The sequence below is a fragment of the Pontixanthobacter sp. genome, from assembly GCF_049682855.1.
In the GTDB taxonomy this organism is placed as follows: Bacteria; Pseudomonadota; Alphaproteobacteria; order Sphingomonadales; family Sphingomonadaceae; genus Pontixanthobacter.
In genome coordinates, this window is sequence record NZ_JBAUIK010000001.1 from 38210 (window position 1) to 64014 (window position 25805).

A 25805-nucleotide genomic window follows, 5' to 3' on the forward strand; every position below is an offset into this window, starting at 1 on the left:
CCATCATCTAAGGGAGAAAATTCGTAATGTCTGCAGACATACCCGCTTGGCTGAAGGCTGCACTGGAGAAATCCGGTGGAGCATTGCCCAGCCATGCAGCCAGCCTGCTGATTGCCGAATTGGCCGATGAGCGCAGCATTGCGCGCGGCGGATTCTCTTTTTCCAGCCCGGCATTTGATGATGGTCAGCAACTTGACCCGTGTTTTACCGCTGATGAAGAAGATGCAGTGGCCCCGCCGCTGGAATGGTCCGCGCCGCCGCCCGGCACTCAGGAAATTGTGATTATTGTTGAAGACGCAGATGCCAATGGTGATGCGCCAACGCTCCATTGGGCGGTTTGGGGATTGCCCGGCCAGAAGGGCAAGCTGCTGGAAGGCGAGGCGCCGCCGCGTGTGGGCAAAAACGCCCAGCGCAATTCGGAATGGCTGTTGCCGCAGCCGCCCGAGGATGACGCGCCGCATCGTTACGTGTTTCAGATTTTCGCACTCGACCTGCCAATGACTTTGATGCCCGGCTCTTCAATTGCCGATCTTGTTAAATCAATGAAAGGTCATGTCACCGCCGCCAATATACTGATCGGAACATATGAAAGAGAAGTATGGGATGATGACGATGGTGGCGATGACCTGCCGTAAGGCAGGATGAAGAGGCCGACACTTTTGAATATTAACGCCAATCTGGAAAGGATATAATTATGGCTGGCAAAAACAATGCACTTCAGAAACCTGTGACTTTGTCGGGTGAACTTGAGAACGTAATCGGCAAGGGTCCGATGACACGGGCGCAAGTAACATCCAAGATCTGGGAGTATATCAAAGGCAATGATCTGCAGGACAGCAAGGACAAGCGTCAGATCAACCCGGACGCGAAATTGAGCGCGGTGATCGGCAAAGATCAGATTTCCATGTTCAAAATGACTGCTGCGGTATCAAAGCACCTGACATAGGATTACTCAGGATTTGGGGCGGAACGGCCAGTCGGTCGTTCCGCTCACCCATAATGCCAGCCAGATGATCACCGGCTGAGCCATCATCCGGGGGATGTGATAGACGAGATTCGATCCGCCCTCCGCGCCCCAATCCAGCATCATGTGGTGAATATTCGCTGGCCAGACGCATAGGGCGTATAGCGCCAGACCCATGCCTGCTGCCATACGCAATCGCGGGCTCCAGGGTTGCATCAACCCGATCGCACCAAGCAGTTCAGCCACGCCGGTAAGATAGACGATCTGCAACGCAAAGGGCACCCATGCTGGCATGATCCGCATGAAGAATTCCGGCGATGCAAGATGGGCATAACCCGCAAAGGCGTATAAGATCGCCAGAATCCAAAGCAAAACCGTGCGCACCATCGCGGCATTCCTCCCTTAAACATTGCGGCTATTTCAACTGCGATTATTTGCGGTAAAGCGCCAGTAAAGAACCTTAGGCATGTGTTCTGGAGATCGTAAATGAAAAAGCCCGTAACCCTCTCGTTTTTGACACTCGTTCCGGCGCTGATGCTCGGCGCGGGGCCGGTATTGGCGGACACGCCGGAAGAAACCGCTGCAGCGGCACTGGCGGCAGCGCCGGTATGGGACGGTCACAATGACGTACCGATCCAATTGCGTGCACGGTTTGGCAATACCATCAACGACTTCGATTTTGAGGATACAACCGGGACCGGTGCGGACCATCCGGAGGGCCGGACGATGCACACGGACCTGACCCGGCTTCGTGCGGGCAAGGTTGGGGCGCAGTGGTGGTCTGTCTATGTCAGTCCTTCGCTTAGCGAACCCGAGGCTGTGCAGGCGGTGATTGAACAGATTGATGTGACCAAGCGATTGATCGGCCGCTATCCCGCCGATCTGGAACTGGCGCTGACGGCTGATGATGTGGAGGCCGTTATGGCGAAAGGCAAGATCGCTTCCTTGCTGGGTATGGAAGGTGGCCACTCAGTCGGTTCCAGTCTCGCCGTGCTGCGCCAAACCTACGATCTGGGTGCGCGCTACATGACTTTGACTCACTCGCGTAATACTCCGTGGGCTGACAGCGCGACAGATACCCCCGAACATGACGGTCTGACCGATTTCGGGAGGGACTTGGTGCGCGAAATGAACCGGATCGGCATGCTGGTTGACCTTAGTCATGTGAGCGAGGCGGCGATGCATGATGCGCTGGATGTCACGCAAGCTCCAGTGATTTTCAGCCACTCTTCAGCGCGCGCCATCAATGGACACGCGCGCAATGTGCCCGATGGCGTATTGCAACGCTTGCCCGCCAATGGTGGGATTATCATGATCACCGCAGTGCCGGGCTTTCTCAGCGAGCCAGCGAGGCAATGGAATGCGAACCGTGCCGCAGAAAAAGCCAGATTGGAAGCCATGTGGCAAGGACAACCTGGCGCTGTGACCGAGCGGCTGGATCTTTGGGATGCGGCAAATCCGCTGCCGGTGGCCGATATTGGCGATATGGCAGACCATATCGACCATGTGCGCAGCATCGCGGGCGTTGGCAGTATTGGCATAGGCGGTGATTATGATGGCATCCCCTTCGCACCTGAAGGGCTTGAGGATGTATCCACCTATCCCGCGCTGTTTACCGAACTGGCACGGCGAGGTTACACCCAGTCCGAACTGGAACAGATATCTTTCGGTAACATGATGCGGGTGATGCGCGCGGCGGAAACATTCAAAGCCAGCGCGTCGGGCGCGGTGCCAATAGAAACGCCGGCGCCGTAATCCGGTGCCGGCGCTTGTTTCACCGAGGCTGGCCCGGCTTAGTCCTGTGCTTTGAGCTCCGATCCGCGCTTGAGCACTTCATCTCCGTCATCCTGTTTGATCAGATAGGCAGGGTTGTCACTGTCACCGTCTTTGGTGACTTCGGTGCCTTGCAGCGTCCGGGTTACTTCGCGTTCGAACCGTTCGGTAATCTGGCCTTTTCCTTCACCATTACCCCAGTTCCATTTAACATATTGGCGTGTTTGAAAACTGTTGGAATTGGCCATGATTTAAGACGCCAGTGCCGGAATGATCCACACGGCCGACATCGCAATGACCGCCAGCGTCAGACTGATTCCCAATACCCACCGCATCGCGCCGACTTTGCGGCCGCCGCTTGCCTCGGTTTCGTTCACTCTCACTTGATCGCCATTTTTATTCATAATACCTCCAAAAATTCTTGGACCTTTACCCAATCAATCGACCTGACCGTGCAAGGTTCCAAGAAGCGGGCCCCGTTTATTGCCGCTGCGGATGCGCTTAATCGCGGAGAAGTTCGTTAATTGCGGTTTTGGAACGCGTCTGCGCATCGACGGTTTTTACAATTACCGCGCATGCAAGCGATGGCCCGGGCGTGCCGTCAGGCAGCGGTTTGCCGGGCAGCGCGCCGGGTACAACCACGCTGTATGGCGGAAGATGGCCAGTGATAATCTCGCCCGTATCACGGTTCACAATTTTGGTTGATCCGGTGATAAAGACGCCCATCGCCACAACGCAGCCTTCACCCACAATTACCCCCTCAACAATTTCAGACCGCGCCCCGATGAAGCAATTATCGCCTATGATGGTCGGGTTGGCCTGCATCGGTTCAAGCACGCCGCCAATGCCTGTGCCTGCCGAAATATGGCAGTTTTTGCCAATCTGGGCGCAGCTGCCAACCGATGCCCAGGTATCGATCATGGTACCATCGCCGACATAGGCACCGATATTCACGAAGCTGGGCATCAAAACCACGTTTTTGCCAATGAAGCTTCCGTGCCGCGCAATGGCTCCAGGTACGACGCGAAAACCGGCATCTCGGAACTGCGTATCACTCCAGCCGGAAAATTTGGAGGGCACCTTGTCAAATCCTGGCGCTCCCGCAGAGCCGCCGTCGATCACTACATTGTCGTTCAGGCGGAACGACAGCAGCACCGCCTTTTTCAGCCATTGGTTAACAATCCATCCGCCATTGCCATCCGGCTGCGCGACCCGCGCCGTGCCAACATCGATCATCGTCAGCGCCGCATCGACCGCTTCGCGTATATCGGCGCGGTCTTGCGAAATACTGGCCCGGTCTTCCCAAGCGGCGTTAATGGCGGTTTCAAGAGTGCTGGTCATAATGCGGTCCGTCTTTTGAAGAAATCCATGCCCGGCTGCTAGCCGCAGAAGCGGGCAGCGGCAAGCAGCCAGCGATCAGGCCCCATGACCTGGCCCCATGACCTGGCCCCATGACCGGGCCCCATGATTGGGCTCAAATATCAGGGTCAGGACCTATCAATCCCCGCAGCGTGGTTTGCAGCGATTGGTCAAATCGCACCGGGTCGTCAGAATTGGTTCGATCTTAGGCAGAACTGCCCCTGATACGGCAACCAGCCTTTCCGGCGGGCATTGACGCCCAATATCATCGTTACTGTGACGCCGCGGCTAACGGATAAATAGCTCCTGATCCTGACGCGGAGGCCGGAATTGTAAAAGCTGCTGTATGGTTAAGCCTGATTGGCAAGCAAGCCTTTACCCGCTTGGTCAATTGTGACTATGGTGCCTGTGGTGGGCGGAATTGCGAAAGTATAGCTATGAACGGTCCCCGCTCGTCCCAGATCAGTTTCAAGATTGCTGCATGTCTCGCTGCGCTGACCATGCTGTCAGCCTGCGGCGGCGGCAGTTCTGGATCAACCGGCGGCCCGATCAGCGCGCCTCCACCGCCGCCGCCGCCGCCTCCACCTCCACCACCTCCCCCGCCGCCACCTCCGCCGCCTCCCTCAATCACGGATTTCAATACCGCTGAATTCAGGCGGTCAGACGGGCCGAGCTTCCACAATGCCGTCAGCGCATGGCAGAATAATATCACTGGCAGCGGCGCGACAATTGCGATCATTGATACGGGGATTGATCTCGACAGCCCTGAATTTGTCGGGCGTATTCATCCTGACTCGACCTATGTCGCCGGGACCGGATCGGCTGAGGCAGAGGATGATCACGGCACTAATGTCGCGCTTGTCGCTGCCGGCGCGCGCGACAATTCGGGTGTAGTGGGGATTGCGTTTGACGCACAGATTCTGGCTCTGCGGAGTGATCAGCCGGGCAGCTGCGCGACCGAAACCGACGCCGCGCTGGATGGCTGCCGGTTTGGTGACCGCGACATCGCGCGCGGCGTCGACCAGGCGGTATCCTCCGGCGCGACTGTAATTAATCTCAGCCTTGGCGGCAGCACACCAACGCGTATTTTGCGAGAGGCGATCGCGCGGGCCGCGGCAGCCGGGCTGGTGATCGTAGTTTCGGCTGGAAATGATGGCGATTCAACCGATGCCGGGATTGACCCGGATCAGCCCGATCCGTTTGCAGCCGGATTGCTGGCCGCAGGGGGCGGCAATGTCATCATTGTCGGATCTGTTGATGAAGACGGCAACTTTTCCGACTTCAGCAACCGGGCCGGCGACCTCTCATCCTCCTTTCTTTCAGCACGCGGCGAGGCGATTTGCTGTATTTACGAAGATGGCGAATTGCGGGTTACAACCGACGAGAATGGCGCCCGTTTCGTTACCCTGTTTTCGGGCACCAGCTTTTCCGCACCGCAAGTCGCGGGTGCAGCGGCCTTGCTGGCACAGGCATTTCCCAATCTTACAGGGGCGCAAATCGTGTCGATCTTGCTCGACAGTGCGCGCGATGCCGGTGCCGCCGGACGCGACGGTGTTTTTGGCAGAGGTATTTTGGATATCGCAGCAGCACTTGCGCCGGGCTCCGCCACGTCTCTTGGTGGTTCCACCACCGCGCTCGCGCTGACTGACGATACAGCGATCGCCTCCTCGCCGATGGGTGATGCCTTGACCAATGTCCAGCTCGGCGCGGTAATTACCGACCAATATGGGCGGGCCTACAGCTATGATGTCGGCAGCAGGTTCCGCAGCGCATCGATACAACCGCGCCTGCTCGGCGTGATAGAACCACAGGGCCGCCGGGTGCGCGCTGGCGGTGAAAATATCGCGCTGGCATTCACCGTGGGCGATAATCGCGGTTCTGCGCCTCTATCCCCGTTACGGCTCAGCCCTCAACAGGCGGAGCAGGCACGGGTTATCGCCGGTACAATCGCGGTTAAACTGTCGCCTGGCACCGATATTGCGTTTGGTTTTGCCGAAGGTGCCGCCGGACTGGTGGGGCAATTGCAGGATCAAAGCCGTCCGGCGTTTCTCGTCGCGCGCGCTGCAGGCGGCGATACAGGCTTCTTGCGTAGCAATGACGCCGCGCTCGCACTGCGCCGCGAGATCGGTAGCTGGGGCCTGACGTTGAGCGCCGAGACCGGTGACGCTGTGCTGGGCGAATTTCGGGTTGCAAACGGGCTGGCGCAGCGCCGCCGTGATCGCCGCCGGGTTGACAGCGTCGGCATTGCGGCTGACCGCCGTTTCGGGTCGCTGGAAACCGCTCTGGGCCTGACAGTGATGCTTGAACAGCGTACACTGCTTGGCGCCTATTTCCACGAATCCTTTGGCGGGGGCGGGGCAAATACCGCCTTTATCGATGCCAGTGCGGCTTACTCGCCCGCCAATAAGTGGCGGATTGGCGCATCATTGCGGCGCGGCTTCACATCGGCGGAACGGGCTGGCTTTGTTGTCGCTGGTTCCGATTTCCAGTCTCAGGCATGGGCATTTGACATAAGCCGCCGCAATGTTGTGGCAACGGGCGACAGTCTGGGATTCCGCCTGTCACAGCCGCTGCGCGTTTCCGGCGGCGGCTTGCTGATCGATCTGCCGGTTGCTTATGATTATAGCACGGGCAGCGCGACTTTGGGTGAGCGGTTTGTTGCGCTGTCACCCGGTGGCCGCGAAATGATGGGCGAATTGGCTTGGAGCGGCCATGCCTTTGGCGGCGCAGCCTACGCCAGTGTGTTTTACCGTCAGCAACCAGGCCATGTGGCCGGTACACCCGGTGATGCGGGCGTGGCAGTCAAATGGAGCGCCGGTTTCTAGGCGGCTGTCACAGGCCAGCCTCCCTGGCGTAGTGATAGGCCCTCTCGACTAGCGGAATCACGCGGTCGGACATTGTTTTGGCGTGGGCGCTGGATGCGGTCCCATCGATGACGCGTTTCTTGATACCCTGAATAATGCCCGCGAGCCGGAACAGGTTGAAAGCAAAGTACCAATCCATTGGCGGAATGGGGTATCCGGTTCGCGCAACATAGCGTTCAACGGCTTGCTCCATTGTGGGAATGCCCAGCGCTGCGTGATCGAGCCCGCCAATGCCTGCGCGGCCATCAACCGGACTGATCCAGTTCAGCATCAGATAGGAAAAATCGCTGACCGGATCGCCCAGGGTGGACAATTCCCAGTCAAGCACTGCGATCACGCGCGGTTCGGTGCTGTGAAAAATCATATTGTCGAGTCGGTAATCACCGTGCACGATGCTGCTGGCGTGCTGATCGGGAATGGTCGTCGGCAGCCATTCGATCAGCGCGTCCATTTCCGGAATCACTTCGGTTTCAGACAATTTATACTGCTTTGACCAGCGGGCGATTTGCCGCGCGCAGTAATCGGTTGGCTTGCCAAAATTACGCATCCCGATGGCATCGACATCGGCAAGATGCAGATCGGCCATCGTATCGATCATGGCATTGTAAATTCGGGTCCGTTCGGCCGGGTCCGAAGCGGGCAAGGCCCCGTCCCACAGGCTGCGTCCCTCCGCCATGCTCATGACGAAAAACATCGATCCGATAACGTCCCGATCTTCGCACAGGCCATAGGCCGCCGGTACCGGAAAACCTGTCGGGCCGAGCGCGGCCATCGCCATATATTCGCGGTCGACCGCATGCGCTGAAGGCAACAATTTGCCAAATGGCTGGCGGCGCAGAACATAGGAAGCGGCCGGCGTATCAATCCGGTATGTCGGGTTTGACTGGCCGCCTTTGAACTTGGATAGAGTCAGCGGGCCGGCAAAGCCCGCGACATTGGCCGCCATCCAGTCAGCCAGTTTGGCTTCATCCAATTTATCGGCATCGGGCACAGCGACAGTGCCGACCATTTCCTTTTCGTAATCCATGATCATTCCTCAGCCAAAAACGATGACAGAACGTGCTGCATTGCCAGCGCGCATGGTGTCGAAACCGGCATTGATATCATCAAGCGTGATCCGTTCGGCAATCAGCGTATCGAGATCAAGCAGCCCGCGCAGGTAGAAATTGACCAGACGCGGCAAATCAACGGGAAAGTGGTTTTCGCCCATGATCGCGCCCTGCAATTTCTTACCGCCGAGCAAGTCCATCGCGCCCAGCCCGACTTTGCAATCGAGCGGCATCATACCCAGAATAATCGCCGTGCCGCCGCGCCGCAGAGACGCTACAGCCAGATCGGCAGAGGCTTGCCGTCCGACAGCCTCAATCGCATAATGCGCGCCGCCACCGGTCAGCGTGAGGATCTGCTTTGCGGCATCATCGGCCAGCGCGTCAACCGTATGCGTTGCGCCCAGCACGCTGGCGAGTTCACGTTTTTCTTTGAGCGGATCGGCGGCGATGACCATGCCGGCCCCGGCGATTTTCGCGGCATTGATCGCAGCAAGGCCCACGCCGCCGCAGCCGACCACGAGTACGGTTTCACCCGGCGTGACATTGGCGGCATTGAAAATAGTGCCAGCACCGGTGGTTACTGCGCAGCCGAGCAGGGCCGCACGGTCCATCGGCATGTCTTTATCGATCGACACGCAGGCATTTTCGTGGATCAACATCTGTTCGCTGAAGGCAGACAGGTTGAGCATTTGATTGACTGTCTGGCCGCCGTCACGCGTAATCCGCGGCACAGCATCGCTGCCGCGCCGTGTGGCACCGCCCAGACACAGCGCAAGCCGCCCGGTGACGCAAAATTCGCATTGCCCGCAAAAGGCAGACAGGCACGATACCACATGATCACCCGGCTTTACCGAGCGCACTTCACTGCCCACAGCGCGGACAATGCCGGCGGCCTCATGGCCCGGTATACACGGCAAGGCATGCGGGTATGACCCGTCGATAAAATGCAAATCCGAATGGCACAGGCCGCATGCCTTGGTGTCAATCAGGACTTCATGCGGGGCCGGGTCAGCCAGTTCGACATCGGCTATAACCAGGCCCTGTCTAGGCTGTTCGAGAATGGCTGCTTTTGCCAAATGTTCCTCCTGTGGTTTCTCTGCGATATCGGTGCGATGCCGCAGAGAATATGCAGATTAGCGCGTCGCGCCCATCTCGCCAGAGCTTAACGCATCGGTTTCGCTCGGCACGACCGTGTGCTTGGCAAATTCCATCCGTGCGATAGAGCGTGCGTGCACTTCATCAGGCCCATCCGCCAACCGCAAAGTGCGCTGGTGCGCGTAAGCATTAGCGAGGCCGAAATCATTTGACACGCCGCCCCCGCCATGCGCCTGGATCGCGTCATCAATGATTTTCAGCGCCATATTGGGGGCCTGAACCTTGATCATCGCAATCTCCTGCTTGGCCGATTTGTTACCAACCTTATCCATCATATCGGCCGCTTTCAGGCACAGCAGACGGGTCATATCAATATCGATCCGGGCGCGTGCAACACGTTCTTCCCATACCGAATATTGATAGATTGGCTTGCCAAATGCGACACGCGATTGAAGGCGCTGGCACATTTTCTCCAGCGCCTCTTCTGCCACACCGATCGTGCGCATGCAGTGGTGAATGCGGCCAGGACCAAGGCGCCCCTGGGCGATCTCGAACCCGCGTCCTTCGCCCAGCAGCAAATTGGAGGCAGGCACGCGAACGTCCTTCATTTCCACTTCCATATGGCCGTGCGGCGCATCGTCATATCCGAATACCGGCAAGTGACGGATAATGTTCACGCCCGGTGCGTCATTCGGCATCAGGATCATGCTCTGCTGCGCATGGCGTTTGGCCTCGAAATCGGTTTTGCCCATCACGATGGAGACGGCGCAGCGCGGATCGCCGAGACCAGAAGACCACCATTTGCGGCCATTAATCACATATTCGTCACCATCGCGTTCGATCCGGGTTTCGATATTGGTCGCGTCCGAGGATGCCACCGCAGGTTCGGTCATCAGGAAGGCGGAACGTATTTCGCCATTCATCAGCTTGCCCAGCCACTGGTCTTTTTGCTCGCGCGTGCCGTAACGGTGGAACACCTCCATATTGCCGGTGTCCGGTGCGGAGCAGTTGAACACTTCGCTGGCCCAGCCAATGCGGCCCATTTCTTCAGCGCACAGCGCGTATTCAAGATTGGTCAGGCCTGGTCCATCAAATTCGAAACTATCATCCACATGGTCCAGCTGGCCCTGCGGCGGCATGAACAGGTTCCAGATACCTTGCGCTTTCGCTTTGGCCTTTTGATCTTCGATGACCTGGATCACTTTCCAGCGGTCGCCCTCGGCATCCTGCGCTTTGTACACATCCATATTGGGACGGATATTGGCTTCGATAAAATTGCGCACACGGTCGCGCCAATGGGTTTGCCGTTCTGTCAGGTCGAAATTCATGGGGTCTTAGTCCTTTCTGATTCGGATAATGGCTTAGGGGTTTGCAGGGGCCGGGTCGACCTCGCCATTATTATTACCGCGGCCGGGGCTGAGGCTGGCAATGCGCGCTTCATGGTCGGCACGGTGGATCGGGAATCGGTTGAGCCAATAGGCGGAGAACAGCGCCAGAATGATCGATACACCGACATATAATATGGTGAAATTATCAAGTATGCGGGAGGCGACTTCGCCGGGCTGCGCGCCGTTTGGGATACCCGCAGCATCAACAATCAGTCCAGACAGGAGAATACCCAGCCCGGTCGCACATTTCTGAATGAACCAGTACCCTGAAAAGAAGGACCCTTCTGCCCGGCGGCCGCTGCGTTCCTCGAATGCCTCGACAATATCTGCGACCATCGATGATGCGGACACCATGACCATCACGGCAAACACATTGCTGCCCAGAACAAATGCATAGACCAGGGCATGTGATGCCGTATCGCCAATTTCCGGCCAGATACCGGCCAACCGCAAAAGATAGGGTGTGGTCCATAGAACCAGAGCGATCAGCGTGGAAACAGCCGCCACCCGGTGCTTGCCAAATCGCCTGTGCAGCGGGCCGAGTGTCAAAAAGACTATCACCACGCTGAGGAACAGTACGATCGGGTAAAACACAAAGGCCGCAGCGGAAAATTCCCATACGAAATTATAGAGATACAGCTTCATGGAAAACGTCATGCCCTGGCTGATAAAGGCACCGATCGCGCCGGCGGCCAAAAACAGAAATGCGCGCTCTGAGAAGGCTTCAATAATTTCCGAAAACGTGCCTTTGACGGTAAACGGGCCAGGCTTGATAGCGGGCAAGTGGGCGACGCGGCGGTGCTGGCCAAGCGCCGAGGCCATCACCGAGATAAAAATGAGTGCCCCGCCGAAGAGCCCGAAACTGGCATAGCCCTGCGGCTGCAATTGCGCATCACCGGGCAGGAATACGGTATAGGCCAGCAATATCATGGTTAGGCCGCCCGCCCAGCCAAACAGGAACCGGTAACGGAACAAGGTTGTCCGCTCGTCATAATCTTTGGTCAGTTCAGGAACCAGCGCGGTCGAAGGGACTTCGCACGCCGAAAGCAGCAGTCGCACCAGTATCGCAATACCCAGAAGGCCCCAGAAGCTGGGCGTTCCGTTCACCGGCGGCGCCCATAATATGGCCCATACCACCGCCAGCGGCAGAGCGGCGCAATAGAGCCACGGCAGGCGCCGCCCCCAGCGTGTATAGGTCCGGTCCCCCAGATTGCCGATCAATGGATCGACTATCCCGTCAACCAATAGCGCAAGAAACAGCGCCAGACTGACCAATGTGGCCGGCATCCCAAGCACCTGGTTGTAATAGAGCAGCAGGAAAACCGAAAATCCGGTATCTTTCACGCCAAAGGCAACCGCGCCAAAACCGTTGGCCAGCTTGATCTGCAGCGGCAGCGCGCGGCTCGGCACGGTGCCGCTCACGGCTTAATCTGCTCCGCCATAGCGCGCAGCGCTTCGAACATGTCGGGCTCGTTGGCATCCCAGGAATATTTCGGGCCGATCGTGATCCCGCCATCAACCACGATCGAGGTCCCGTTTATGAAGGAGGCTTCCTCACTCGCCAGAAACGCCACTGCATTGGCGATATCTTCCGCCTGTCCGCCGCGGTTGACAGGCTGCGCTCCCGCAGACATCGCAGCAATCGCCGCTTTACCCATTTCGGCATGTTCGCCGGTCAGTTCGAGCGAGGATGTAAAGATGTTGGTATTGATGAAGCCGGGTTGGACAGCATTGACGCGAATCTGGTGCCTGGCCAGATCCGCAGCAGACATTTTGGTGAGATGTAGCACGCCCGCTTTGGCCACGGCATAGGCAGTAGGCGAATATCCCGGACCGGCCGCGGCGACACTGGCGGTATTGATAATGCTAGCCCCCTGTCGCCCGGTCATATGCGGCACGGCATAACGGATACCGAAGGCAACCGAGCGCAGCAGCAGGTCCATTGTCCGATCCCAGCCTGCAGGCTCAATCTCGTCAATCGGCGCACCGTCACCGCCGGCACCGGCATTGTTAAAGACGATGTCGATCCCGCCAGTATCCGCAGCGGCGCGGTCCATCAGGGCTTTGATGTCCTCCGTCGAAGTGACGTCGCATCGCTGGAATATAACCGCGCCATTCGACCGCTTGACCAGCTCTGCGCCGCCTTCCTCGTCAATGTCGGCGGCGTATACGGTTGCCCCTTCACTCGCCAGAAGCAAACCTGATGCCTCGCCAATTCCCGACGCTGCACCGGTGACCACTGCGGTCTTGCCAGAGAATCGCATCACCCTCTCCATATGCTGTTTTTATGCGCGCAGCTTACGGGAGGGGGGAGGCGCGTCAACGCCTGTCTGCCGTGCGCTGCTGCCTGACGCTACGGAAAGGCAGGGCAGGAAAATTTTGCTCGTGCATACCATTGCATGATGCCGGTTTTTGCCCTTAACGTAAACGGCAATCCACCAGGGCAGTGCAACCAGAAGACTGAACAGCACATTGAATCGAGAGGAACCGAAATGGCCGATCTAGAGACTTTTCGCAGCGAAACCCGCGCCTGGCTGGAGGCACATTGCCCCGCCGAAATGCGCGAGCCCGTTCGCGATGAAGAGGACATCTACTGGGGCGGCCGCAACGCCGAGTTCAAAAATGCCGCCCAGAAAGCGTGGTTTCAAGCCTGCGTCGATAAAGGCTATACCGTGCCATCCTGGCCCAAAGCCTATGGCGGTGCCGGATTGTCGCCTGCCGAGGAAAAGATCCTGCGGCAGGAAATGGCTGCGATCGGGGCGCGCCTGCCGCTGTCCAGCTTTGGCATCTGGATGCTTGGCCCGGCACTGCTGAAATTCGGCACTGAAGAACAGAAGGTCAAATTCCTGAATGAAATCGCGCGCGGTGAAATCCGCTGGTGTCAGGGATACTCGGAGCCCGGATCGGGCAGCGATCTGGTTTCGATGCAGACCTTTGGCGAAGACAGGGGCGACCACTGGGAAGTCAGCGGACAGAAAATCTGGACATCCTATGCCGATCAGGCCGACTGGATTTTCTGCCTTGTGCGAACTGACAAGAGCAACAAATATCAGGGCATCACATTCATGCTGTTCGATATGGAAAGCGAAGGTGTCTCGACCAAGCCGATCCTGCTCATCAGCGGCAATAGTCCGTTTTGCGAGACATTCTTCGACAATGTCAAAGTCCCCAAAGATCAATTCGTCGGTGAGGTTAATCGCGGGTGGGATGTCGCAAAATATCTGCTGGGTCACGAGCGCGAGATGATTTCGGGTGCAGATGGCGGTGACCGCACATCGGCGATTGGTGCCGCAATGCTGCGCCATACCCGCAAAGATGGCGGCGAGCTTGATCCAGTATTCCGTTCAGAGCTGGCGATGTTCGATGTCGATGCGCTGGCCTACGGCGCGATGGGCGAAAAATTTCTCGATGAAATGAAAGCGGGCAAGGGCCATCCCGCGCAGCCGAACATGATGAAATATGTCGGCACCGAATTGAACAAACGCCGCCACGAATTGATGATGAGTGCGGGCGGTTCGCGCAGTCTGGAATGGGACAGCGAAGAAACCAGCGGCGGCAAACCGGCGCGCGGCTGGCTGCGCACCAAAGCCAATTCCATCGAAGGCGGCACCAGCGAAGTGATGCTGAATGTTGTGGCCAAACGCATTCTCGACCTGCCGGGAGCCTGATTGATGCCGCTTTATCATGATGACGATCAGGCCATGCTGGCCGATAGTGCCGCGCAATTTATGGCGGAGGAAGGCTCGATCAAGAAACAGCTGCGCCATTGGCGCGATACTGGCTGTAAAGACGGTTTTGGCCATGCTTTGTGGAAACAGTTTGCCGAAATGGGGTTCACCGGAATTCTGGTGGGCGAGGATGATGGCGGCATGGGTATGGGCACTGTCGAGGCGGGCATCGTGCTCGAACAGATCGGCCGCAATCTTACCCCGTCGCCGTTCCTGACCAGTGCTGTTGTGGCAGCGACTGCGCTGAATAATGCCAGCGCCGATTTGCGCGGACGCTATCTGCCCGGTCTGCTGTCGGGCGATAGCGTGTTTGCTGTCGCGATTGATGAAGGCGGCAAACACCGGCCCGAGCGGGTCCGGACCAGGGCGGAAAAATCGGGCAACGGTTTCAAGCTGTCGGGTCAGAAAGATTTCGTCATTCACGGCTCCAGCGCCGATATGATCATCGTTGCCGCGCGGACATCGGGCGATGCGGACGACGATGACGGCATCACTCTGTTTGCGGTTCCCAAGGATGCCGCCGGTCTGGACCAGGAAGCGGTCAGGCTGGTCGATAGCTCTGTCGCGACACACATGAAAATAGACGGTGTCGAGCTGGATGGTGACGCGGTTATTGGCGAGGTTGATGGCGGCCGTGAAGTGCTCAACAAAATTCTCAATGCGGGCCGGGTCGGTGCCGCTGCCGAGGGTTGCGGCGTGGCTGGCGGCGCGATGGATATGACGATTGATTACCTCAAACAGCGCAAGCAGTTTGGCAAATTTATCGGCGAGTTTCAGGCTTTGCAGCACCGCGCTGCGCATCTCTATTCTGAGGTGGAGATTGCCCGCGCGGTGACCATCAAAGCCAGTCAGTTGCTGGATGGCGGCAGTGACAAGGCCGACATGATGGTTTCCGTTGCCAAAGCCAAGGTCGCAAAAGCGGCGGGCCTTGCGGTGAAGGAAGGCGTGCAAATGCATGGCGGCATCGGCATGACCGATGAATATGATATCGGCCTGTTCATGAAGCGCGACCGCGCGCTGCAGGAATTCCTCGGCGATGCCTATTACCATGCTGGCCGGGTCGCCGTCATGAGCGGTTATTAAGGGAACCGGCCCGGCTGACAGCCGGGCCGCAGGGCTGGCTGGCTGCTGGCCATTTGGCCGCCCCTCCAAGGCTTTTGGTGCAACCGATATGCCGTCAAAGAAAAGGAACGCAGTATGATGAATTTGAAGGACCTGTTCGGCCTGGAGGGCAAAGTGGCACTGGTCACTGGCGGGTCGCGCGGGATTGGCAAAATGATCGTCGAAGGCCTGCTGGAGGCGGGCTGCGCAAGGGTCTACATCGTTGCGCGCAAGAAAGACCAAGTCGATGCCACCGCCGCTGAACTGGGCGACAAGGTGATCGGCATGACCGGCGATCTGTCGCAATTGGACGGCATCCAGAAATTGGCAGATGATCTGGCAGCGCGCGAGTACAGGCTTGATCTGCTGGTCAATAATGCCGGTGCCGCATGGGGCGAACCGTTCAAGGACTTCTCCGAAGCGGGCTGGGACCGGACGATGGACCTCAATGTCAAAACCCCGTTCTTCCTGACGCAAAAATTGCACGGGCTTCTGAAAGCCGCCGCAACGCCCGAGCGCCCCGCAAAAGTGCTGATGATTGCCAGCATTGACGGGATGAAAAGCAACCCGTGGCCAACCTATCCCTACCAAGCATCCAAAGCGGGCCTGATCCATCTGACCCGGCGGATGGCGGCGGAACTGATCGGCGATAATATCATCGTCAACGGCATCGGCCCCGGCGCATTCCCCAGCGACATGAACAGGGCCGCGCGCGATAATGAGGAACTGGTCAAACGCGGCATCCCCTCGCGCCGTGTGGGCGTGACCGAGGATATGGCGGCAGGCGCGATCTATCTGCTCAGCCGCGCGGGCGATTACGTAGTGGGCACAACAATACCTATTGACGGGGGCGTGGTAAATGCAAATATCGGCGCAGGAAACTTCGTCGATCCATCGGGTCAATAGAGAACCCCGACGGCCCGATGGGCCTATAGATGAGGAAGGGCCGCCGGAGCAATCTGGCGGCCTTTTTTGTTGGCTCTGCTTGACACTTGCTTGACACAATTGACACTGTGTCAAGCGCAGTTCTTGAAGATTTATTTCATTATATCATAGAGTTACGTGAATTTCGAATATACAGACACGCAAGGGAGGGGCCGGGGGCCTGTTGCGGGTATTGCCTTCACCGATCCATCAATATGCCATCCACCCTAGATTCCCGCCTACGCAGGAATGACGAAGAGTGACGGCGGCATCCATCGACAATGTGAAAGAACGCCCACGCCCTATCGTAAAGGATTTAAGTAGGAAAATGGTTGTGTGTTTATCGGCAGGCAGCGCACCGACCGCTTTTGTGATCAGGAATATGACACAGAATGACTGAAATTGGGGTGGAAGTTGAAGGACTGCTCTTGGGCGTCTGGACCAGCAATTTCACACCCCTTACCAAGGACGTTTCAAAACGCCCGCCACTGATTGTAGAAAAGCTCCTCTACCGGAACGTCGAAGAACGCAGCTAAGCGGTATGCCATCGGTAACGAGGGATCGTATTTATCTGCCTCCATCGCAATAATCGATTGCCGCGTCACTTCGATTGCATCGGCCAGCTCAAGCTGGCTTAAACCCAGCTTTTTCCTGTAGCTGCGCAAACAGTTCTTCATTCTCCCGAACTGAAGCTGAAACCCCGCCCCTTTAGCCACCAAAATGCGTAAAAGATCAAAGAGCACGCGAGCTGCATAACCATTAGTGTTGCCACCCCTAACGTGAATTCACTTTTGGCTAGCCCTGTTGCGCTGATAATGAGTGCGGTAACAGCCAAGCCGCCTATGCCGCCCCAGTACCAGCTGGTCGCATGACCTTGGCGTTGCATATCGTCGAGGCCTTTCCAAATGCGCGAGCCTACCAAGAATACAGCGGCAAAACCGACAACAATACAGCCGATGGCAAGCCAACCTCCGTCATCCACGCCCAATGCTCTGAACCCCGTTTTCATTGCGATCGCGACGCCAGCGAGCGCAAGAATGGATGCGGCCATCAAAACAGCACGGCGTGACTGTTTCTCGGAATAGGTTTTCGACATGCGAATACTCCTCTGCGATGTAAGACCCTCTTTACATTGCATGAGAGGTGTTAAAACTTCTTTACATCGCAAAGATTGTCTAGGGCATTGGGTAGTGTCTCAGTTTGAATTTTTCTTCTTGTAAGGTCCGCGCTTCGCAGGAGCCGGAGCCATCTCGTCAATCTTAGCAATCACATCATCACCGCCATTGGGAACGGCAGCAAAGTCCCAATTGCAGCCGTTAAGAGCCAAATGGACACGTGGCCGCTTTCAGGAAGTGGCAGGTCGCAACCGAACGGCAGGAATGGGGTCGTTACGAGACTGTCTGCTTTTCTCCCAAACCCTACCCCATCAATTCGCGCACAAACGGGATTAACCCGGTCTGCCGCGTCCGTTTGCGGCGTTCGGCGTGCAAAATCTCGCGCACTTTGACGAAGCATTGATCGACATCGTCATTGACCACCACATAATCATATTCGGCCCAGTGGCTGATTTCCGCCTGCGCGCGGCTCATGCGGTCATCGATCGTGCTCTGGCTGTCTTGCCCACGGCTTTCGAGGCGGCGGCGTAATTCGGGCAGGCTGGGCGGCAGAATGAACACGCTGACCGCGTCCTGCTGATCCTTCTGGTAGAGTTGCTGCGTGCCTTGCCAGTCAATGTCGAACAGGAAATCCTGCCCGTCTTTCAGACCTTTACGGATATAGCCCTTGGGCGTGCCGTAGCGGTAATTGAACACCGGGGCCCATTCGTAAAATTCATCCTTTTCGATCATCGCATCAAACTGCGCATCGCTGACGAAGTGATAATCAACCCCGTCAATCTCGCCCGGACGTTTCGCCCGGGTAGTGGCCGAGACGGAAAGTTTCACCTGCTCGTCCGCGGTCAGCAGCATCCGCGACATGGTGGTCTTGCCCGCGCCTGATGGCGAGGAGAGGATGAACATCAGGCCGCGTCTTTCCAGATCGGGGCGGCTCTTACCGGGGTGCGAATGCATGTCTGTTTCGGCCATGCGTGATCATGGCGCAGGGGAGGGTAAAAAATCAAGAGCGCGGCTGCATTGGGCACACTTCTGCTGTACCCCGTTTATCCGCCACGTACTATTCGTCCTGCGCGCGCTCCAGCAGTTTTCGGTCCGCTTCGCGTTTGCGCTGGTTACGGCGTCCGCCGCGATCAAAAATGATCTTGGTGAGTATCACCCCGCCGACAAGCGCCGCACCGACGGGCGATTTCGCCGCGACTTTTCCGGCGGCCAGACTGGCGGCCTTGTGCGCGATGCCCCTGTTCTGGACCATCGCCCTTGCCTCTTGCGAGCCGTAGCGTTTCTTCAGCATTTTGCGTTCGATCACATCGCGCAGCAGATAGGAGCCTGCGCGCATCGCGATATCGGCCAATAGCAGATTGGATGTCGGCAGGGGGCTTGGCCCGGGCACGGATCGATCACTCTGTGCGCGGCTTACCTGCGGCCCGTCATCAAGGGTTTCTGCCGTCGGGGTCGGGTCGGTCATGCGCGTTCCTTGTGCCGGGGCTGCGCGCGAAGCGCGGACGCAGCAGTGATTATATGCGCTGCTTACTTCTTGCGGCCAAAATCTACCGAGACGACGTTGGAGCCGTCTTCGTTATCTATAACGGCTTCATGCGCGCGCCGTTCCCCGTTACTATCCAAACCGTCATTTTCCGCATCATCATGCGGCTGCGGCGCCATATCGGCAACCGTGGCCTGAAACTGCAATCCGAAATCCACCGCCGGATCGACAAAGGCGGTAATCGCGGAAAACGGGATATCCAGCTTGGCCGGGATCGCGTTGAACGTAAGGCCGACAGTGAAGCCGTGCTCATCCACGCCCAGATCCCAGAATTTGTTCTGCAACACTATCGTCATTTCATCGGGAAACCGCTCACGCAGATTGTCCGGGATCGACACGCCCGCCGCGGCGGTTTTGAACGTGATGTAGAAATGATGATTGCCGGGCAATTCGCTGCCCGCATCGACAATTTCATTCAGCACGCGGCCGACCACGGCCCGCAGCGCCTCCTGCACAATATCATCATAGGGGATCAGGCTGTCGGCTGTTTCTTCGGTCATAACGTTACGCTAGGTGGCGGGCCAAATGCGCGGGGTCAAGCGGCAAAACCTTGCACCTGACAAAACCCTGCGTATAGCCGCGACTATGCGCACTGCCCGAATAGAACGAAACACCGCCGAAACGAAGATTCTGGTCGAGGTCAATCTCGATGGAAACGGTACTTATGATGTGTCCACCGGGATCGGTTTTCTCGATCATATGGTGGAACAGTTCAGCCGCCATTCGCTGATCGATGTGACGATGAAAATCGACGGCGATCTGCATGTGGACCAGCATCACACGACCGAAGACAGCGCGCTGGCGCTGGGGCAGGCTGTGTCACGGGCGATCGGCGATAAGGCGGGTATTGGCCGCTATGGCCAGGCATTTTCGCCAATGGACGAGACTTTGGCGCGGGTCGCGCTGGATATTTCGGGACGGCCTTATTGCGTCTTCAAAGCCGGGTTCAGCCAGGAAAAGCTGGGCGGATGGGATACCGAACTGATCCAGCACTGGTTTGAATCGATCGCCCAAACCGCCGGAATCACTCTGCATATCGAGCTGCTATACGGCTCCAACAATCACCATATCTGCGAAGCGATTTATAAAGGGTTCGCCCGCGCCATGCGGTCCGCGGTGGAACTCGATGCGCGCAAAGGCGGCGCGATACCGAGTACCAAGGGCCAGCTCGGTGGGTAAGGTTTTTTGTGTGCGCACATCCATCCGGATGCGCGATTTCCTCGCTCATGCGATCAAAGATCGCGTCGCTGCGGGCGCGCGGTCGCGCTTGCGGACGCTTCGCGTCCGGGGCGCTTAACAGTGGCGGAAGTCATTGCTTTAATTGATTACGGTGCGGGCAATCTCCATTCGGTTCATAATGCACTGAAAGCGGCGGGTGCGCGGGGGGTCACTATCACCTGCGATGCCGATGCGGTACGCGCGGCGGACCGGATTGTGCTGCCCGGTGTGGGGTCCTTCAACGCCTGCGCTGAGGGGCTACGCGCGCTTGATGGCGTGATCGAGGCAATGACCGAGCGGGTCCATGTCGGCGGCGCCCCGTTTCTGGGTATCTGCGTGGGGATGCAATTGCTGGCGACACGCGGGCTGGAGCATGGCGAAACGTCGGGTCTGGACTGGATACCGGGCACGGTCCGCGCGATTGACGTGACCGATCCGGCGATCAAGGTGCCGCATATGGGCTGGAACGATGTCGCGCTGACTGCTCACGCGACCGATCACGCCGCCAATACCCCCTTGCTGGAGACAGGCGAGGCGTATTTTCTCCATTCGTACCATTTCGCAGCGGATAATCCGCAGCATATCGCTGCGATGACCGATCATGGCGGCGGGCTGGTTGCGGCAGTGGCCACAGACACTATGCTGGGCGTGCAGTTTCACCCTGAGAAAAGCCAGGCTTACGGGCTTGGTTTGCTCACCCGATTTCTGGAATGGCGGCCATGATAGTATTCCCAGCGATTGATTTGAAAGGCGGCCAGATCGTGCGGCTGGCAGAGGGGGATATGGACCGCGCAACGGTCTATGGGGATGATCCCGCCGCGCAGGCCATGCTGTTTGCCGAAGCGGGCGCAGAGCATCTGCATGTGGTTGATCTCGACGGCAGTTTCGCGGGCAGTGCGCAAAACCGTGAGGCGGTCGAATCGATCGTCAAGGCCTTCCCCGGCTATGTCCAATTGGGCGGCGGTATCCGCACGCCCGAGGACGTCGATGGCTGGTTCGACGCGGGCATAGCGCGGATTGTAATCGGCACAGCGGCGCTAAAGAATCCGCAATTCGTGAAAGACATGGCGCGCGCCTATGAAGGCGGGATTGTGGTTGCGGTGGATGCGCGTGACGGAATGGTGGCGACCGATGGCTGGGCCGAAGTATCCAATGTCTCCATCGCCGAAATGGCGCGCCGGTTTGAGGATGCGGGCGTGGCCAGCCTGCTGTTCACAGATATTGGCCGCGACGGAATGCTCAAAGGCTGCAATATTGCAGCGACCGTCGATCTGGCGCAGCAGACCGATCTGCCGGTTATCGCCAGCGGCGGGGTGAAAGGGCTCGATGATATTCACATATTGGCGCTGCAAGCCGATCAGGGCATCGAAGGCGTGATTACTGGCCGTGCGCTTTATGATGGGCGGCTGGATCTGGCGGCCGCGCTGGCGATGGCCCAGCGGTAGCCCGCGCGGCGCCGATGGTGTATTGTGCGGTGATATGACGCGCTTTATCGGTTCCTTATTTCTGGGTTCTACCTTTCTGGCCGGGATCACCATCGGGACGGTGGAGATCGCCTTGCTGAACTGCGTGGTGTTTCTGACGCTGGCCTTGCTGGCATTGACATTCATTCCCGAACGCTGGGGAGAGCAGGGCGTCGTATATTCTATGGCAATGAGTTTCTTCCTGTCTCTGTTTTGGCCGTACGCGCTGATTGGCTATCTTTCAGGAGAAGACTGTCAGGGGGATGACTGTCTTGCCGCTCCTGAATTGGCCGCCCCTGCGGCCCGCGCGGTGCCGATATGACCGTTCGCATCCGCGTTATTCCCTGTCTTGACGTTGCTGATGGGCGCGTGGTCAAGGGCGTGAATTTCGTCGATCTGCGCGATGCGGGTGATCCGGTGGAGCAAGCGCAGGCCTATGATGCGGCGGGCGCGGATGAGCTGTGTTTCCTCGATATTTCAGCAACCCATGAAGGGCGCGGGACTCTGCTCGATGTGGTCAAGCGGACCGCAGAGGTATGTTTTATGCCGCTGACGGTTGGCGGCGGGGTCGCCTCGGCGCAGGATGCGCGGGCTTTGCTGCTTGCGGGGGCAGATAAGGTCGCGATTAACAGCGCGGCGGTGAAACGCCCGGAAGTCATTTCAGAAATTGCTGCACGCTTCGGCAGCCAGTGCGTGGTTGCCTCGGTTGATGCGCGCAGAACAGCCGCCAACAGCTGGGAAATCTTCACGCATGGCGGGCGCACCCCGACCGGCATTGATGCACTGAACCATGCCCGGCGCTGCGCCGAATTGGGCGCGGGCGAATTGCTGGTCACATCGATGGATGGCGACGGCACCAAGGCAGGGTATGATCTTGAACTGACCCGCGCGATTGCCGATGCGGTGGGTATTCCGGTCATCGCCAGCGGCGGTGTAGGTACGCTCGATCATCTGGTTGACGGCGTGCGGCAAGGGGGGGCCAGCGCCGTGCTGGCCGCATCAATTTTTCACTTCGGCGAGTATACCATTGCCCAGGCACATGCAGCTTTGCGCGCGGCGGGCCTTCCGGCCAGAGCCTGAACCGCAATAGGCGGCAGATTAAGTAAATCGGTGTCTCCAGTTCCATAACGGGACGGCTCCACGCGCGTGCTTGCCAGATTGCGCAATGTCCTGCTTTGGGACCGTTATGCGATTTATCCTGCCACTCGTTCTTGCCGTGCTTGCCAGCCCCGCGCTCGCTTCGGCCAGTGGCGCGCGCGTGTCGGAGCCGAGCAATATTGCGCTGTTCGGCCTCGGTCTGGTCGGCCTCGTCGTGGGGCGTTATGTCTCGCGCCGCCGCCGGACAGATGACGAATAATTCGCCAGATTTGTTGTAAATCGCGAATTGCCGTAAATATTGACGGCGCCTATCCGCCCATCCATGACGCATGGCATGGATACTCTGACCAATCTCGAACAGACTATCGCTGCCCGTAAAGGCGCCGATCCTGCTTCCAGCTACGTTGCGCAGCTTCTTGCGCGGGGCACACCGGTAATTGCGCGCAAGCTGGGCGAAGAAGCGGTGGAGGCGGTGGTTGCGGCACTGGCCGAAGACCGCACTGAACTGGTTGGTGAAGCAGCAGACGTGATTTTCCACCTGATGGTTTTGCTGAGCGACAGGGGTATATCGCTGGCCGAGGTGATGGCCGAGCTGGACCGCCGCGAAGGGGTGTCCGGCCTGAATGAAAAAGCCAGCAGGAGCGCCTGATGCCGATTGATGTGACGCAGCCTTATGATGATGACAATATCTTCGCCAAAATCCTGCGCGGAGATATTCCCTCGGTCAAAATCTACGAAAATGAGTGGGCCTATGCCTTCCCGGATATCAATCCGCAGGCCAAGCTGCATGTGCTGGTGATCCCCAAGGGGCGCTACGTCAGCTGGGATGATTTTTCGGCCAAGGCCGCTGATGAAGAAATCGCCGGCTTCATCCGCGCGGTGGGGATTGTCGCGCGGATGCATGATCTGGCCGGGCCAGGGTACAGATTGCTGGCCAATGTCGGGCCCGATGGCGGGCAGGAAGTTCCGCATCTGCATGTCCATTTGTTCGGGCAGCAGCCGCTGGGGCCGATGATTTCGCGCTGAGCAAAAGGCGCGCTGCGCCAACTATCGCTTGCCGCCCGAATCGCCGATGCGCTAAAGCACGCGCGACATGAGCAAATCCCCCCATCCTCCCGGCGCCCCCCATCCGCCCGGCGCCCCCCATCCGCCCGGCGGCGTCTTTGATGGCCCGCTGCATCTGTACGCTGTGCGGGTCTATTATGAGGACACCGATCTTTCAGGCATTGTCTATCACGCCAATTATCTGCGCTGGTTTGAACGGGCGCGGTCCGATGTGCTGCGTATGCTGGGGATTGACCAGCGCGCCGCCATCGAAACAGGCGGGGGCGCCTATGCGGTTGCCGATATGCAGCTGAAATATCTCCGTCCCGCCAGGCTGGATGATGATGTGGTGATCCGCACGCTGTGCACGCAGATGAAAGCGGCGAGTGTCACCATGCACCAGCGCGCAATAAGGGGTTCAGAATTGCTGTGCGATGCGCATCTGCGGATCGGCTTTGTCGCGCCCAGCGGCCGCCCGGTCCGCCAGCCGCAGCCGTGGCGCGACGCCTTTGAGACAATCCTCCTACAAGAAGAAACCGAATGACTGACCTCTCTTTGCTTGCTGCTGCTGTTGCCGGGCCAACCAGGCTCGACCCGCTGGAACTGTTCCTTGACGCTGATATTGTGGTGCAGGCCGTCATGGCGGGTCTGATCCTTGCCAGCATCTGGGTGTGGACCATCATTGTCAGCTTTACGGTGCGCCTGTCGGGTATTCGCAAGCGGTGCGAACAGTTCGAGGCGGAATTTTGGAAAGCCAGCGATTTCGACCGGCTGGTGAAAGAGAAAGCAAAACAGAACATCCCGTCTGCGCGAGTGGCCGCCGCTGGCATTGCCGAATGGCGGCGTTCGGTGCTGCGCAAGGGCGGTCCGCTGGAACATGAGGGTACACGCCAGCGGCTTGCCAGCGCGATGGAAAGCCAGGTCGCGCACGAGGCGGATGGCCTGGCTGACCGGCTCAATTTTCTCGCCACAACGGGGTCGGTCGCGCCCTTTGTCGGTCTGTTTGGAACGGTATGGGGGATCATGAACAGCTTCTTCCAGATTGGCGCACAGGAAAACAGCTCGCTCGCGGTGGTCGCGCCGGGTATTTCAGAAGCCTTGTTTGCCACTGCCATCGGCCTGTTCGCGGCGATCCCCGCAGTGATTGCTTATAACCGGTTCAGCCACGGGGTGAATTCGCTCGAAGCCCGGATGCAGCGTTTCGCCGACCGGTTCCATTCCAGCCTCAGCCGCGAGCTGGAGCGGGTCTGATGGGGGCGATCACCTCCTCTGGCAGGCAGCGCGGCGGGGGCAGGCGCAGCAAACGCGCGCCAATGGCGGAAATCAATGTCACACCGTTTGTCGATGTCATGCTGGTGCTGCTGATTATTTTCATGGTTACGGCACCGCTGCTGGCATCGGGTGTACCGGTGGATTTGCCCGATAGCCGTGCCGCGGCATTGCCGGAAGAACGCGACCCGGTAACGATAGTGATTGCATCGGGCGGTGTGATTTACCTCGATGATGAAGAGCTTGCACCCGGAGTGCTGCCAGCGCGGCTGACGGCCATCCGCCCTGGTGCTGACGGCAAACTGCCAGCGATCACTCTGCGCGCTGACCAGAGGCTGGATTATGGCCGCGTGATGGGCGTGATGGGGGAACTGAACCGGGCTGGTTTCACTTCCATCCAGATGGTCACCAATGGCTCCGCCGTGCCGCCGCCGGTCATAAGCGGTTCAGGCACAGAGCAATAGTTTTACAGATAGATGGAAACGCGCACGCTCCGAACAGAAGAAATCGCCGGTCTGGGCGCGGCGGTGCTGCTGCACGGGCTGTTGCTGGTGGTGCTGCTCGCGAAGCCTGATCCGGTGGTTGTGGAGCCTGTGCGCAGTGTCACGGTCAGTCTGGCCGATGATGTCGGGCTGGAGGAAACCTCCCCCACCCCGGTACCCGAAAGCCGCGCGGCGATTGCGCCGACATTATCTGATGCCCCCGCGCCGCCAATACCGCTCGGCAGCGCGGACACGGTACCTGAGCCCGCGCCGCAGCCGTTCGCGACACGCGCGCCGCCGGTCCGGCCGGCAACGCGCGCCTCTGCTG

Annotated in this window: 32 protein-coding genes and 1 pseudogene; 19 read left to right on the forward strand and 14 right to left on the reverse strand. The window is 58.5% G+C overall.

All coding sequences use genetic code 11. The features are described from left to right. Positions 1–26 precede the first annotated feature (26 nt). Both WA922_RS00175 and WA922_RS00180 read left to right on the forward strand, forming a co-directional pair. Positions 27–635 (forward strand): YbhB/YbcL family Raf kinase inhibitor-like protein, encoded by a 609-nt coding sequence (locus WA922_RS00175; RefSeq protein ID WP_424769653.1) that lies wholly within the window; start codon positions 27–29, stop codon positions 633–635. 59 nt (positions 636–694) lie between these two features. After that, on the forward strand, positions 695–946 hold the full coding sequence (locus WA922_RS00180; RefSeq protein ID WP_424769654.1) for an SWIB/MDM2 domain-containing protein: 252 nt from the start codon (positions 695–697) through the stop codon (positions 944–946). Positions 947–952: 6 nt separating this feature from the next. On the opposite strand, the gene WA922_RS00185 is transcribed toward WA922_RS00180, so the two are convergent. Beyond that, entirely contained in the window at positions 953–1351 is a 399-nt protein-coding gene (locus WA922_RS00185) for a DoxX family protein (RefSeq protein WP_424769655.1), read from the reverse strand. Positions 1352–1450: 99 nt separating this feature from the next. Here WA922_RS00185 and WA922_RS00190 point away from each other — a divergent pair, with 99 nt between their 5' ends. Then, a complete protein-coding gene (locus WA922_RS00190; RefSeq protein WP_424769656.1) occupies positions 1451–2719 on the forward strand; it encodes a dipeptidase in 1269 nt (422 codons plus the stop codon). Between the two features lie 38 nt (positions 2720–2757). Here WA922_RS00190 and WA922_RS00195 read toward each other — a convergent pair whose 3' ends face one another. The 3 genes from WA922_RS00195 to dapD all read right to left on the reverse strand — a co-directional run bounded on the left by WA922_RS00195 (position 2758) and on the right by dapD (position 4078). After that, a complete protein-coding gene (locus WA922_RS00195; protein ID WP_424769657.1) occupies positions 2758–2985 on the reverse strand; it encodes a DUF2945 domain-containing protein in 228 nt (75 codons plus the stop codon). 3 nt (positions 2986–2988) lie between these two features. Next, positions 2989–3141 carry a hypothetical protein gene (locus WA922_RS00200; RefSeq protein WP_424769658.1) on the reverse strand — a complete coding sequence of 51 codons (153 nt, stop codon included), beginning with the start codon at positions 3139–3141 and terminating at the stop codon, positions 2989–2991. A gap of 97 nt (positions 3142–3238) precedes the next feature. Further along, complete coding sequence (dapD, locus tag WA922_RS00205) at positions 3239–4078, reverse strand: 2,3,4,5-tetrahydropyridine-2,6-dicarboxylate N-succinyltransferase (RefSeq protein WP_424769659.1); 840 nt, start codon at positions 4076–4078, stop codon at positions 3239–3241. Between the two features lie 455 nt (positions 4079–4533). Between dapD and WA922_RS00210 the strand changes: the two genes are divergently transcribed. Next, complete coding sequence (locus tag WA922_RS00210; RefSeq protein WP_424769660.1) at positions 4534–6921, forward strand: S8 family peptidase; 2388 nt, start codon at positions 4534–4536, stop codon at positions 6919–6921. Positions 6922–6928: 7 nt separating this feature from the next. Here the strand turns inward: WA922_RS00210 and WA922_RS00215 are convergent, their stop codons facing one another. Genes WA922_RS00215 through WA922_RS00235 form a run of 5 tightly spaced genes read right to left on the reverse strand, consistent with a single transcriptional unit; the run spans position 6929 to position 12756 of the window. Further along, on the reverse strand, positions 6929–7993 hold the full coding sequence (locus tag WA922_RS00215) for a phosphotransferase family protein (RefSeq protein WP_424769661.1): 1065 nt from the start codon (positions 7991–7993) through the stop codon (positions 6929–6931). Positions 7994–7996: 3 nt separating this feature from the next. Further along, positions 7997–9085 carry a Zn-dependent alcohol dehydrogenase gene (locus WA922_RS00220; protein WP_424769662.1) on the reverse strand — a complete coding sequence of 363 codons (1089 nt, stop codon included), beginning with the start codon at positions 9083–9085 and terminating at the stop codon, positions 7997–7999. A gap of 57 nt (positions 9086–9142) precedes the next feature. After that, positions 9143–10432, reverse strand: coding sequence for an acyl-CoA dehydrogenase family protein (locus WA922_RS00225; RefSeq protein WP_424769663.1), 1290 nt, complete (start codon positions 10430–10432; stop codon positions 9143–9145). A gap of 33 nt (positions 10433–10465) precedes the next feature. Then, the gene (locus WA922_RS00230; protein WP_424769664.1) at positions 10466–11914 is read right to left on the reverse strand and encodes an MFS transporter; all 1449 of its coding nucleotides are present in this window, start codon (positions 11912–11914) and stop codon (positions 10466–10468) included. Next, positions 11911–12756 (reverse strand): SDR family NAD(P)-dependent oxidoreductase, encoded by an 846-nt coding sequence (locus WA922_RS00235; protein ID WP_424769665.1) that lies wholly within the window; start codon positions 12754–12756, stop codon positions 11911–11913. The genes WA922_RS00230 and WA922_RS00235 overlap by 4 nt, the downstream gene beginning before the upstream one ends. Before the next feature lie 228 nt (positions 12757–12984). On the opposite strand from WA922_RS00235, the gene WA922_RS00240 reads away from it, so the two are divergent. The 3 genes from WA922_RS00240 (at position 12985) to WA922_RS00250 (ending at position 16227) form a co-directional block, all read left to right on the forward strand. Further along, the gene (locus tag WA922_RS00240; protein ID WP_424769666.1) at positions 12985–14160 is read left to right on the forward strand and encodes an acyl-CoA dehydrogenase family protein; all 1176 of its coding nucleotides are present in this window, start codon (positions 12985–12987) and stop codon (positions 14158–14160) included. A 3-nt stretch (positions 14161–14163) separates the two neighbouring features. Continuing rightward, entirely contained in the window at positions 14164–15303 is a 1140-nt protein-coding gene (locus WA922_RS00245) for an acyl-CoA dehydrogenase family protein (protein WP_424769667.1), read from the forward strand. Positions 15304–15420: 117 nt separating this feature from the next. Beyond that, positions 15421–16227 (forward strand): SDR family NAD(P)-dependent oxidoreductase, encoded by an 807-nt coding sequence (locus WA922_RS00250; protein ID WP_424769685.1) that lies wholly within the window; start codon positions 15421–15423, stop codon positions 16225–16227. A gap of 491 nt (positions 16228–16718) precedes the next feature. On the opposite strand, the gene WA922_RS00255 is transcribed toward WA922_RS00250, so the two are convergent. The 5 genes from WA922_RS00255 to WA922_RS00275 all read right to left on the reverse strand — a co-directional run bounded on the left by WA922_RS00255 (position 16719) and on the right by WA922_RS00275 (position 19403). After that, entirely contained in the window at positions 16719–16922 is a 204-nt protein-coding gene (locus WA922_RS00255; protein WP_424769668.1) for a helix-turn-helix transcriptional regulator, read from the reverse strand. Continuing rightward, complete coding sequence (locus tag WA922_RS00260) at positions 16919–17341, reverse strand: hypothetical protein (protein WP_424769669.1); 423 nt, start codon at positions 17339–17341, stop codon at positions 16919–16921. The genes WA922_RS00255 and WA922_RS00260 overlap by 4 nt, the downstream gene beginning before the upstream one ends. A gap of 322 nt (positions 17342–17663) precedes the next feature. Further along, positions 17664–18329 carry a guanylate kinase gene (gmk, locus tag WA922_RS00265; protein WP_424769670.1) on the reverse strand — a complete coding sequence of 222 codons (666 nt, stop codon included), beginning with the start codon at positions 18327–18329 and terminating at the stop codon, positions 17664–17666. A gap of 88 nt (positions 18330–18417) precedes the next feature. Continuing rightward, on the reverse strand, positions 18418–18825 hold the full coding sequence (locus tag WA922_RS00270) for a hypothetical protein (RefSeq protein WP_424769671.1): 408 nt from the start codon (positions 18823–18825) through the stop codon (positions 18418–18420). A 62-nt stretch (positions 18826–18887) separates the two neighbouring features. Next, positions 18888–19403 (reverse strand): SspB family protein, encoded by a 516-nt coding sequence (locus WA922_RS00275; RefSeq protein ID WP_424769672.1) that lies wholly within the window; start codon positions 19401–19403, stop codon positions 18888–18890. Between the two features lie 85 nt (positions 19404–19488). Here WA922_RS00275 and hisB point away from each other — a divergent pair, with 85 nt between their 5' ends. From hisB to WA922_RS00335, 12 genes and pseudogenes are all read left to right on the forward strand, one after another. Beyond that, positions 19489–20082, forward strand: a complete 594-nt coding sequence (hisB, locus tag WA922_RS00280) for an imidazoleglycerol-phosphate dehydratase HisB (protein ID WP_424769673.1) — start codon at positions 19489–19491, stop codon at positions 20080–20082. Between the two features lie 120 nt (positions 20083–20202). Continuing rightward, positions 20203–20844 carry an imidazole glycerol phosphate synthase subunit HisH gene (gene hisH, locus WA922_RS00285; protein WP_424769674.1) on the forward strand — a complete coding sequence of 214 codons (642 nt, stop codon included), beginning with the start codon at positions 20203–20205 and terminating at the stop codon, positions 20842–20844. After that, positions 20841–21566, forward strand: a complete 726-nt coding sequence (hisA, locus tag WA922_RS00290) for a 1-(5-phosphoribosyl)-5-[(5-phosphoribosylamino)methylideneamino]imidazole-4-carboxamide isomerase (protein WP_424769675.1) — start codon at positions 20841–20843, stop codon at positions 21564–21566. Before hisH ends, hisA begins: the two co-directional genes overlap by 4 nt. 34 nt (positions 21567–21600) lie before the next feature. Further along, positions 21601–21906 (forward strand): hypothetical protein, encoded by a 306-nt coding sequence (locus WA922_RS00295; RefSeq protein ID WP_424769676.1) that lies wholly within the window; start codon positions 21601–21603, stop codon positions 21904–21906. After that, a complete protein-coding gene (gene hisF / locus WA922_RS00300; protein WP_424769677.1) occupies positions 21903–22664 on the forward strand; it encodes an imidazole glycerol phosphate synthase subunit HisF in 762 nt (253 codons plus the stop codon). Before WA922_RS00295 ends, hisF begins: the two co-directional genes overlap by 4 nt. A 106-nt stretch (positions 22665–22770) precedes the next feature. Then, the gene (locus WA922_RS00305; protein WP_424769678.1) at positions 22771–22941 is read left to right on the forward strand and encodes a hypothetical protein; all 171 of its coding nucleotides are present in this window, start codon (positions 22771–22773) and stop codon (positions 22939–22941) included. Between the two features lie 75 nt (positions 22942–23016). After that, the gene (locus WA922_RS00310; protein WP_424769686.1) at positions 23017–23331 is read left to right on the forward strand and encodes a phosphoribosyl-ATP diphosphatase; all 315 of its coding nucleotides are present in this window, start codon (positions 23017–23019) and stop codon (positions 23329–23331) included. Further along, complete coding sequence (locus WA922_RS00315; RefSeq protein WP_424769679.1) at positions 23331–23708, forward strand: HIT domain-containing protein; 378 nt, start codon at positions 23331–23333, stop codon at positions 23706–23708. The genes WA922_RS00310 and WA922_RS00315 overlap by 1 nt, the downstream gene beginning before the upstream one ends. A 67-nt stretch (positions 23709–23775) precedes the next feature. After that, positions 23776–24270, forward strand: a complete 495-nt coding sequence (locus WA922_RS00320; protein ID WP_424769680.1) for a YbgC/FadM family acyl-CoA thioesterase — start codon at positions 23776–23778, stop codon at positions 24268–24270. After that, the gene (gene tolQ / locus WA922_RS00325; protein ID WP_424769681.1) at positions 24267–24977 is read left to right on the forward strand and encodes a protein TolQ; all 711 of its coding nucleotides are present in this window, start codon (positions 24267–24269) and stop codon (positions 24975–24977) included. Before WA922_RS00320 ends, tolQ begins: the two co-directional genes overlap by 4 nt. Then, positions 24977–25459, forward strand: a complete 483-nt coding sequence (locus WA922_RS00330) for an ExbD/TolR family protein (RefSeq protein WP_424769682.1) — start codon at positions 24977–24979, stop codon at positions 25457–25459. The genes tolQ and WA922_RS00330 overlap by 1 nt, the downstream gene beginning before the upstream one ends. 12 nt (positions 25460–25471) lie before the next feature. After that, positions 25472–25805 (forward strand): annotated as a pseudogene (locus WA922_RS00335) (energy transducer TonB); the annotation flags it as partial.

What these genes read in the sequence shown, in the direction of transcription:
- WA922_RS00175 (WP_424769653.1), top strand. Translation starts at nt 27, where the DNA reads ATGTCTGCAGACATACCCGCTTGGCTGAAGGCTGCACTGGAGAAATCC.
- WA922_RS00180 (WP_424769654.1), top strand. Translation starts at nt 695, where the DNA reads ATGGCTGGCAAAAACAATGCACTTCAGAAACCTGTGACTTTGTCGGGT.
- WA922_RS00185 (WP_424769655.1), bottom strand. Translation starts at nt 1,351, where the DNA reads ATGGTGCGCACGGTTTTGCTTTGGATTCTGGCGATCTTATACGCCTTT.
- WA922_RS00190 (WP_424769656.1), top strand. Translation starts at nt 1,451, where the DNA reads ATGAAAAAGCCCGTAACCCTCTCGTTTTTGACACTCGTTCCGGCGCTG.
- WA922_RS00195 (WP_424769657.1), bottom strand. Translation starts at nt 2,985, where the DNA reads ATGGCCAATTCCAACAGTTTTCAAACACGCCAATATGTTAAATGGAAC.
- WA922_RS00200 (WP_424769658.1), bottom strand. Translation starts at nt 3,141, where the DNA reads ATGAATAAAAATGGCGATCAAGTGAGAGTGAACGAAACCGAGGCAAGC.
- dapD (WP_424769659.1), bottom strand. Translation starts at nt 4,078, where the DNA reads ATGACCAGCACTCTTGAAACCGCCATTAACGCCGCTTGGGAAGACCGG.
- WA922_RS00210 (WP_424769660.1), top strand. Translation starts at nt 4,534, where the DNA reads ATGAACGGTCCCCGCTCGTCCCAGATCAGTTTCAAGATTGCTGCATGT.
- WA922_RS00215 (WP_424769661.1), bottom strand. Translation starts at nt 7,993, where the DNA reads ATGATCATGGATTACGAAAAGGAAATGGTCGGCACTGTCGCTGTGCCC.
- WA922_RS00225 (WP_424769663.1), bottom strand. Translation starts at nt 10,432, where the DNA reads ATGAATTTCGACCTGACAGAACGGCAAACCCATTGGCGCGACCGTGTG.
- WA922_RS00235 (WP_424769665.1), bottom strand. Translation starts at nt 12,756, where the DNA reads ATGCGATTCTCTGGCAAGACCGCAGTGGTCACCGGTGCAGCGTCGGGA.
- WA922_RS00240 (WP_424769666.1), top strand. Translation starts at nt 12,985, where the DNA reads ATGGCCGATCTAGAGACTTTTCGCAGCGAAACCCGCGCCTGGCTGGAG.
- WA922_RS00245 (WP_424769667.1), top strand. Translation starts at nt 14,164, where the DNA reads ATGCCGCTTTATCATGATGACGATCAGGCCATGCTGGCCGATAGTGCC.
- WA922_RS00250 (WP_424769685.1), top strand. Translation starts at nt 15,421, where the DNA reads ATGAATTTGAAGGACCTGTTCGGCCTGGAGGGCAAAGTGGCACTGGTC.
- WA922_RS00255 (WP_424769668.1), bottom strand. Translation starts at nt 16,922, where the DNA reads ATGAAGAACTGTTTGCGCAGCTACAGGAAAAAGCTGGGTTTAAGCCAG.
- WA922_RS00260 (WP_424769669.1), bottom strand. Translation starts at nt 17,341, where the DNA reads ATGTCGAAAACCTATTCCGAGAAACAGTCACGCCGTGCTGTTTTGATG.
- gmk (WP_424769670.1), bottom strand. Translation starts at nt 18,329, where the DNA reads ATGGCCGAAACAGACATGCATTCGCACCCCGGTAAGAGCCGCCCCGAT.
- WA922_RS00270 (WP_424769671.1), bottom strand. Translation starts at nt 18,825, where the DNA reads ATGACCGACCCGACCCCGACGGCAGAAACCCTTGATGACGGGCCGCAG.
- WA922_RS00275 (WP_424769672.1), bottom strand. Translation starts at nt 19,403, where the DNA reads ATGACCGAAGAAACAGCCGACAGCCTGATCCCCTATGATGATATTGTG.
- hisB (WP_424769673.1), top strand. Translation starts at nt 19,489, where the DNA reads ATGCGCACTGCCCGAATAGAACGAAACACCGCCGAAACGAAGATTCTG.
- hisA (WP_424769675.1), top strand. Translation starts at nt 20,841, where the DNA reads ATGATAGTATTCCCAGCGATTGATTTGAAAGGCGGCCAGATCGTGCGG.
- WA922_RS00295 (WP_424769676.1), top strand. Translation starts at nt 21,601, where the DNA reads ATGACGCGCTTTATCGGTTCCTTATTTCTGGGTTCTACCTTTCTGGCC.
- hisF (WP_424769677.1), top strand. Translation starts at nt 21,903, where the DNA reads ATGACCGTTCGCATCCGCGTTATTCCCTGTCTTGACGTTGCTGATGGG.
- WA922_RS00305 (WP_424769678.1), top strand. Translation starts at nt 22,771, where the DNA reads ATGCGATTTATCCTGCCACTCGTTCTTGCCGTGCTTGCCAGCCCCGCG.
- WA922_RS00310 (WP_424769686.1), top strand. Translation starts at nt 23,017, where the DNA reads ATGGATACTCTGACCAATCTCGAACAGACTATCGCTGCCCGTAAAGGC.
- WA922_RS00315 (WP_424769679.1), top strand. Translation starts at nt 23,331, where the DNA reads ATGCCGATTGATGTGACGCAGCCTTATGATGATGACAATATCTTCGCC.
- WA922_RS00320 (WP_424769680.1), top strand. Translation starts at nt 23,776, where the DNA reads ATGAGCAAATCCCCCCATCCTCCCGGCGCCCCCCATCCGCCCGGCGCC.
- tolQ (WP_424769681.1), top strand. Translation starts at nt 24,267, where the DNA reads ATGACTGACCTCTCTTTGCTTGCTGCTGCTGTTGCCGGGCCAACCAGG.
- WA922_RS00330 (WP_424769682.1), top strand. Translation starts at nt 24,977, where the DNA reads ATGGGGGCGATCACCTCCTCTGGCAGGCAGCGCGGCGGGGGCAGGCGC.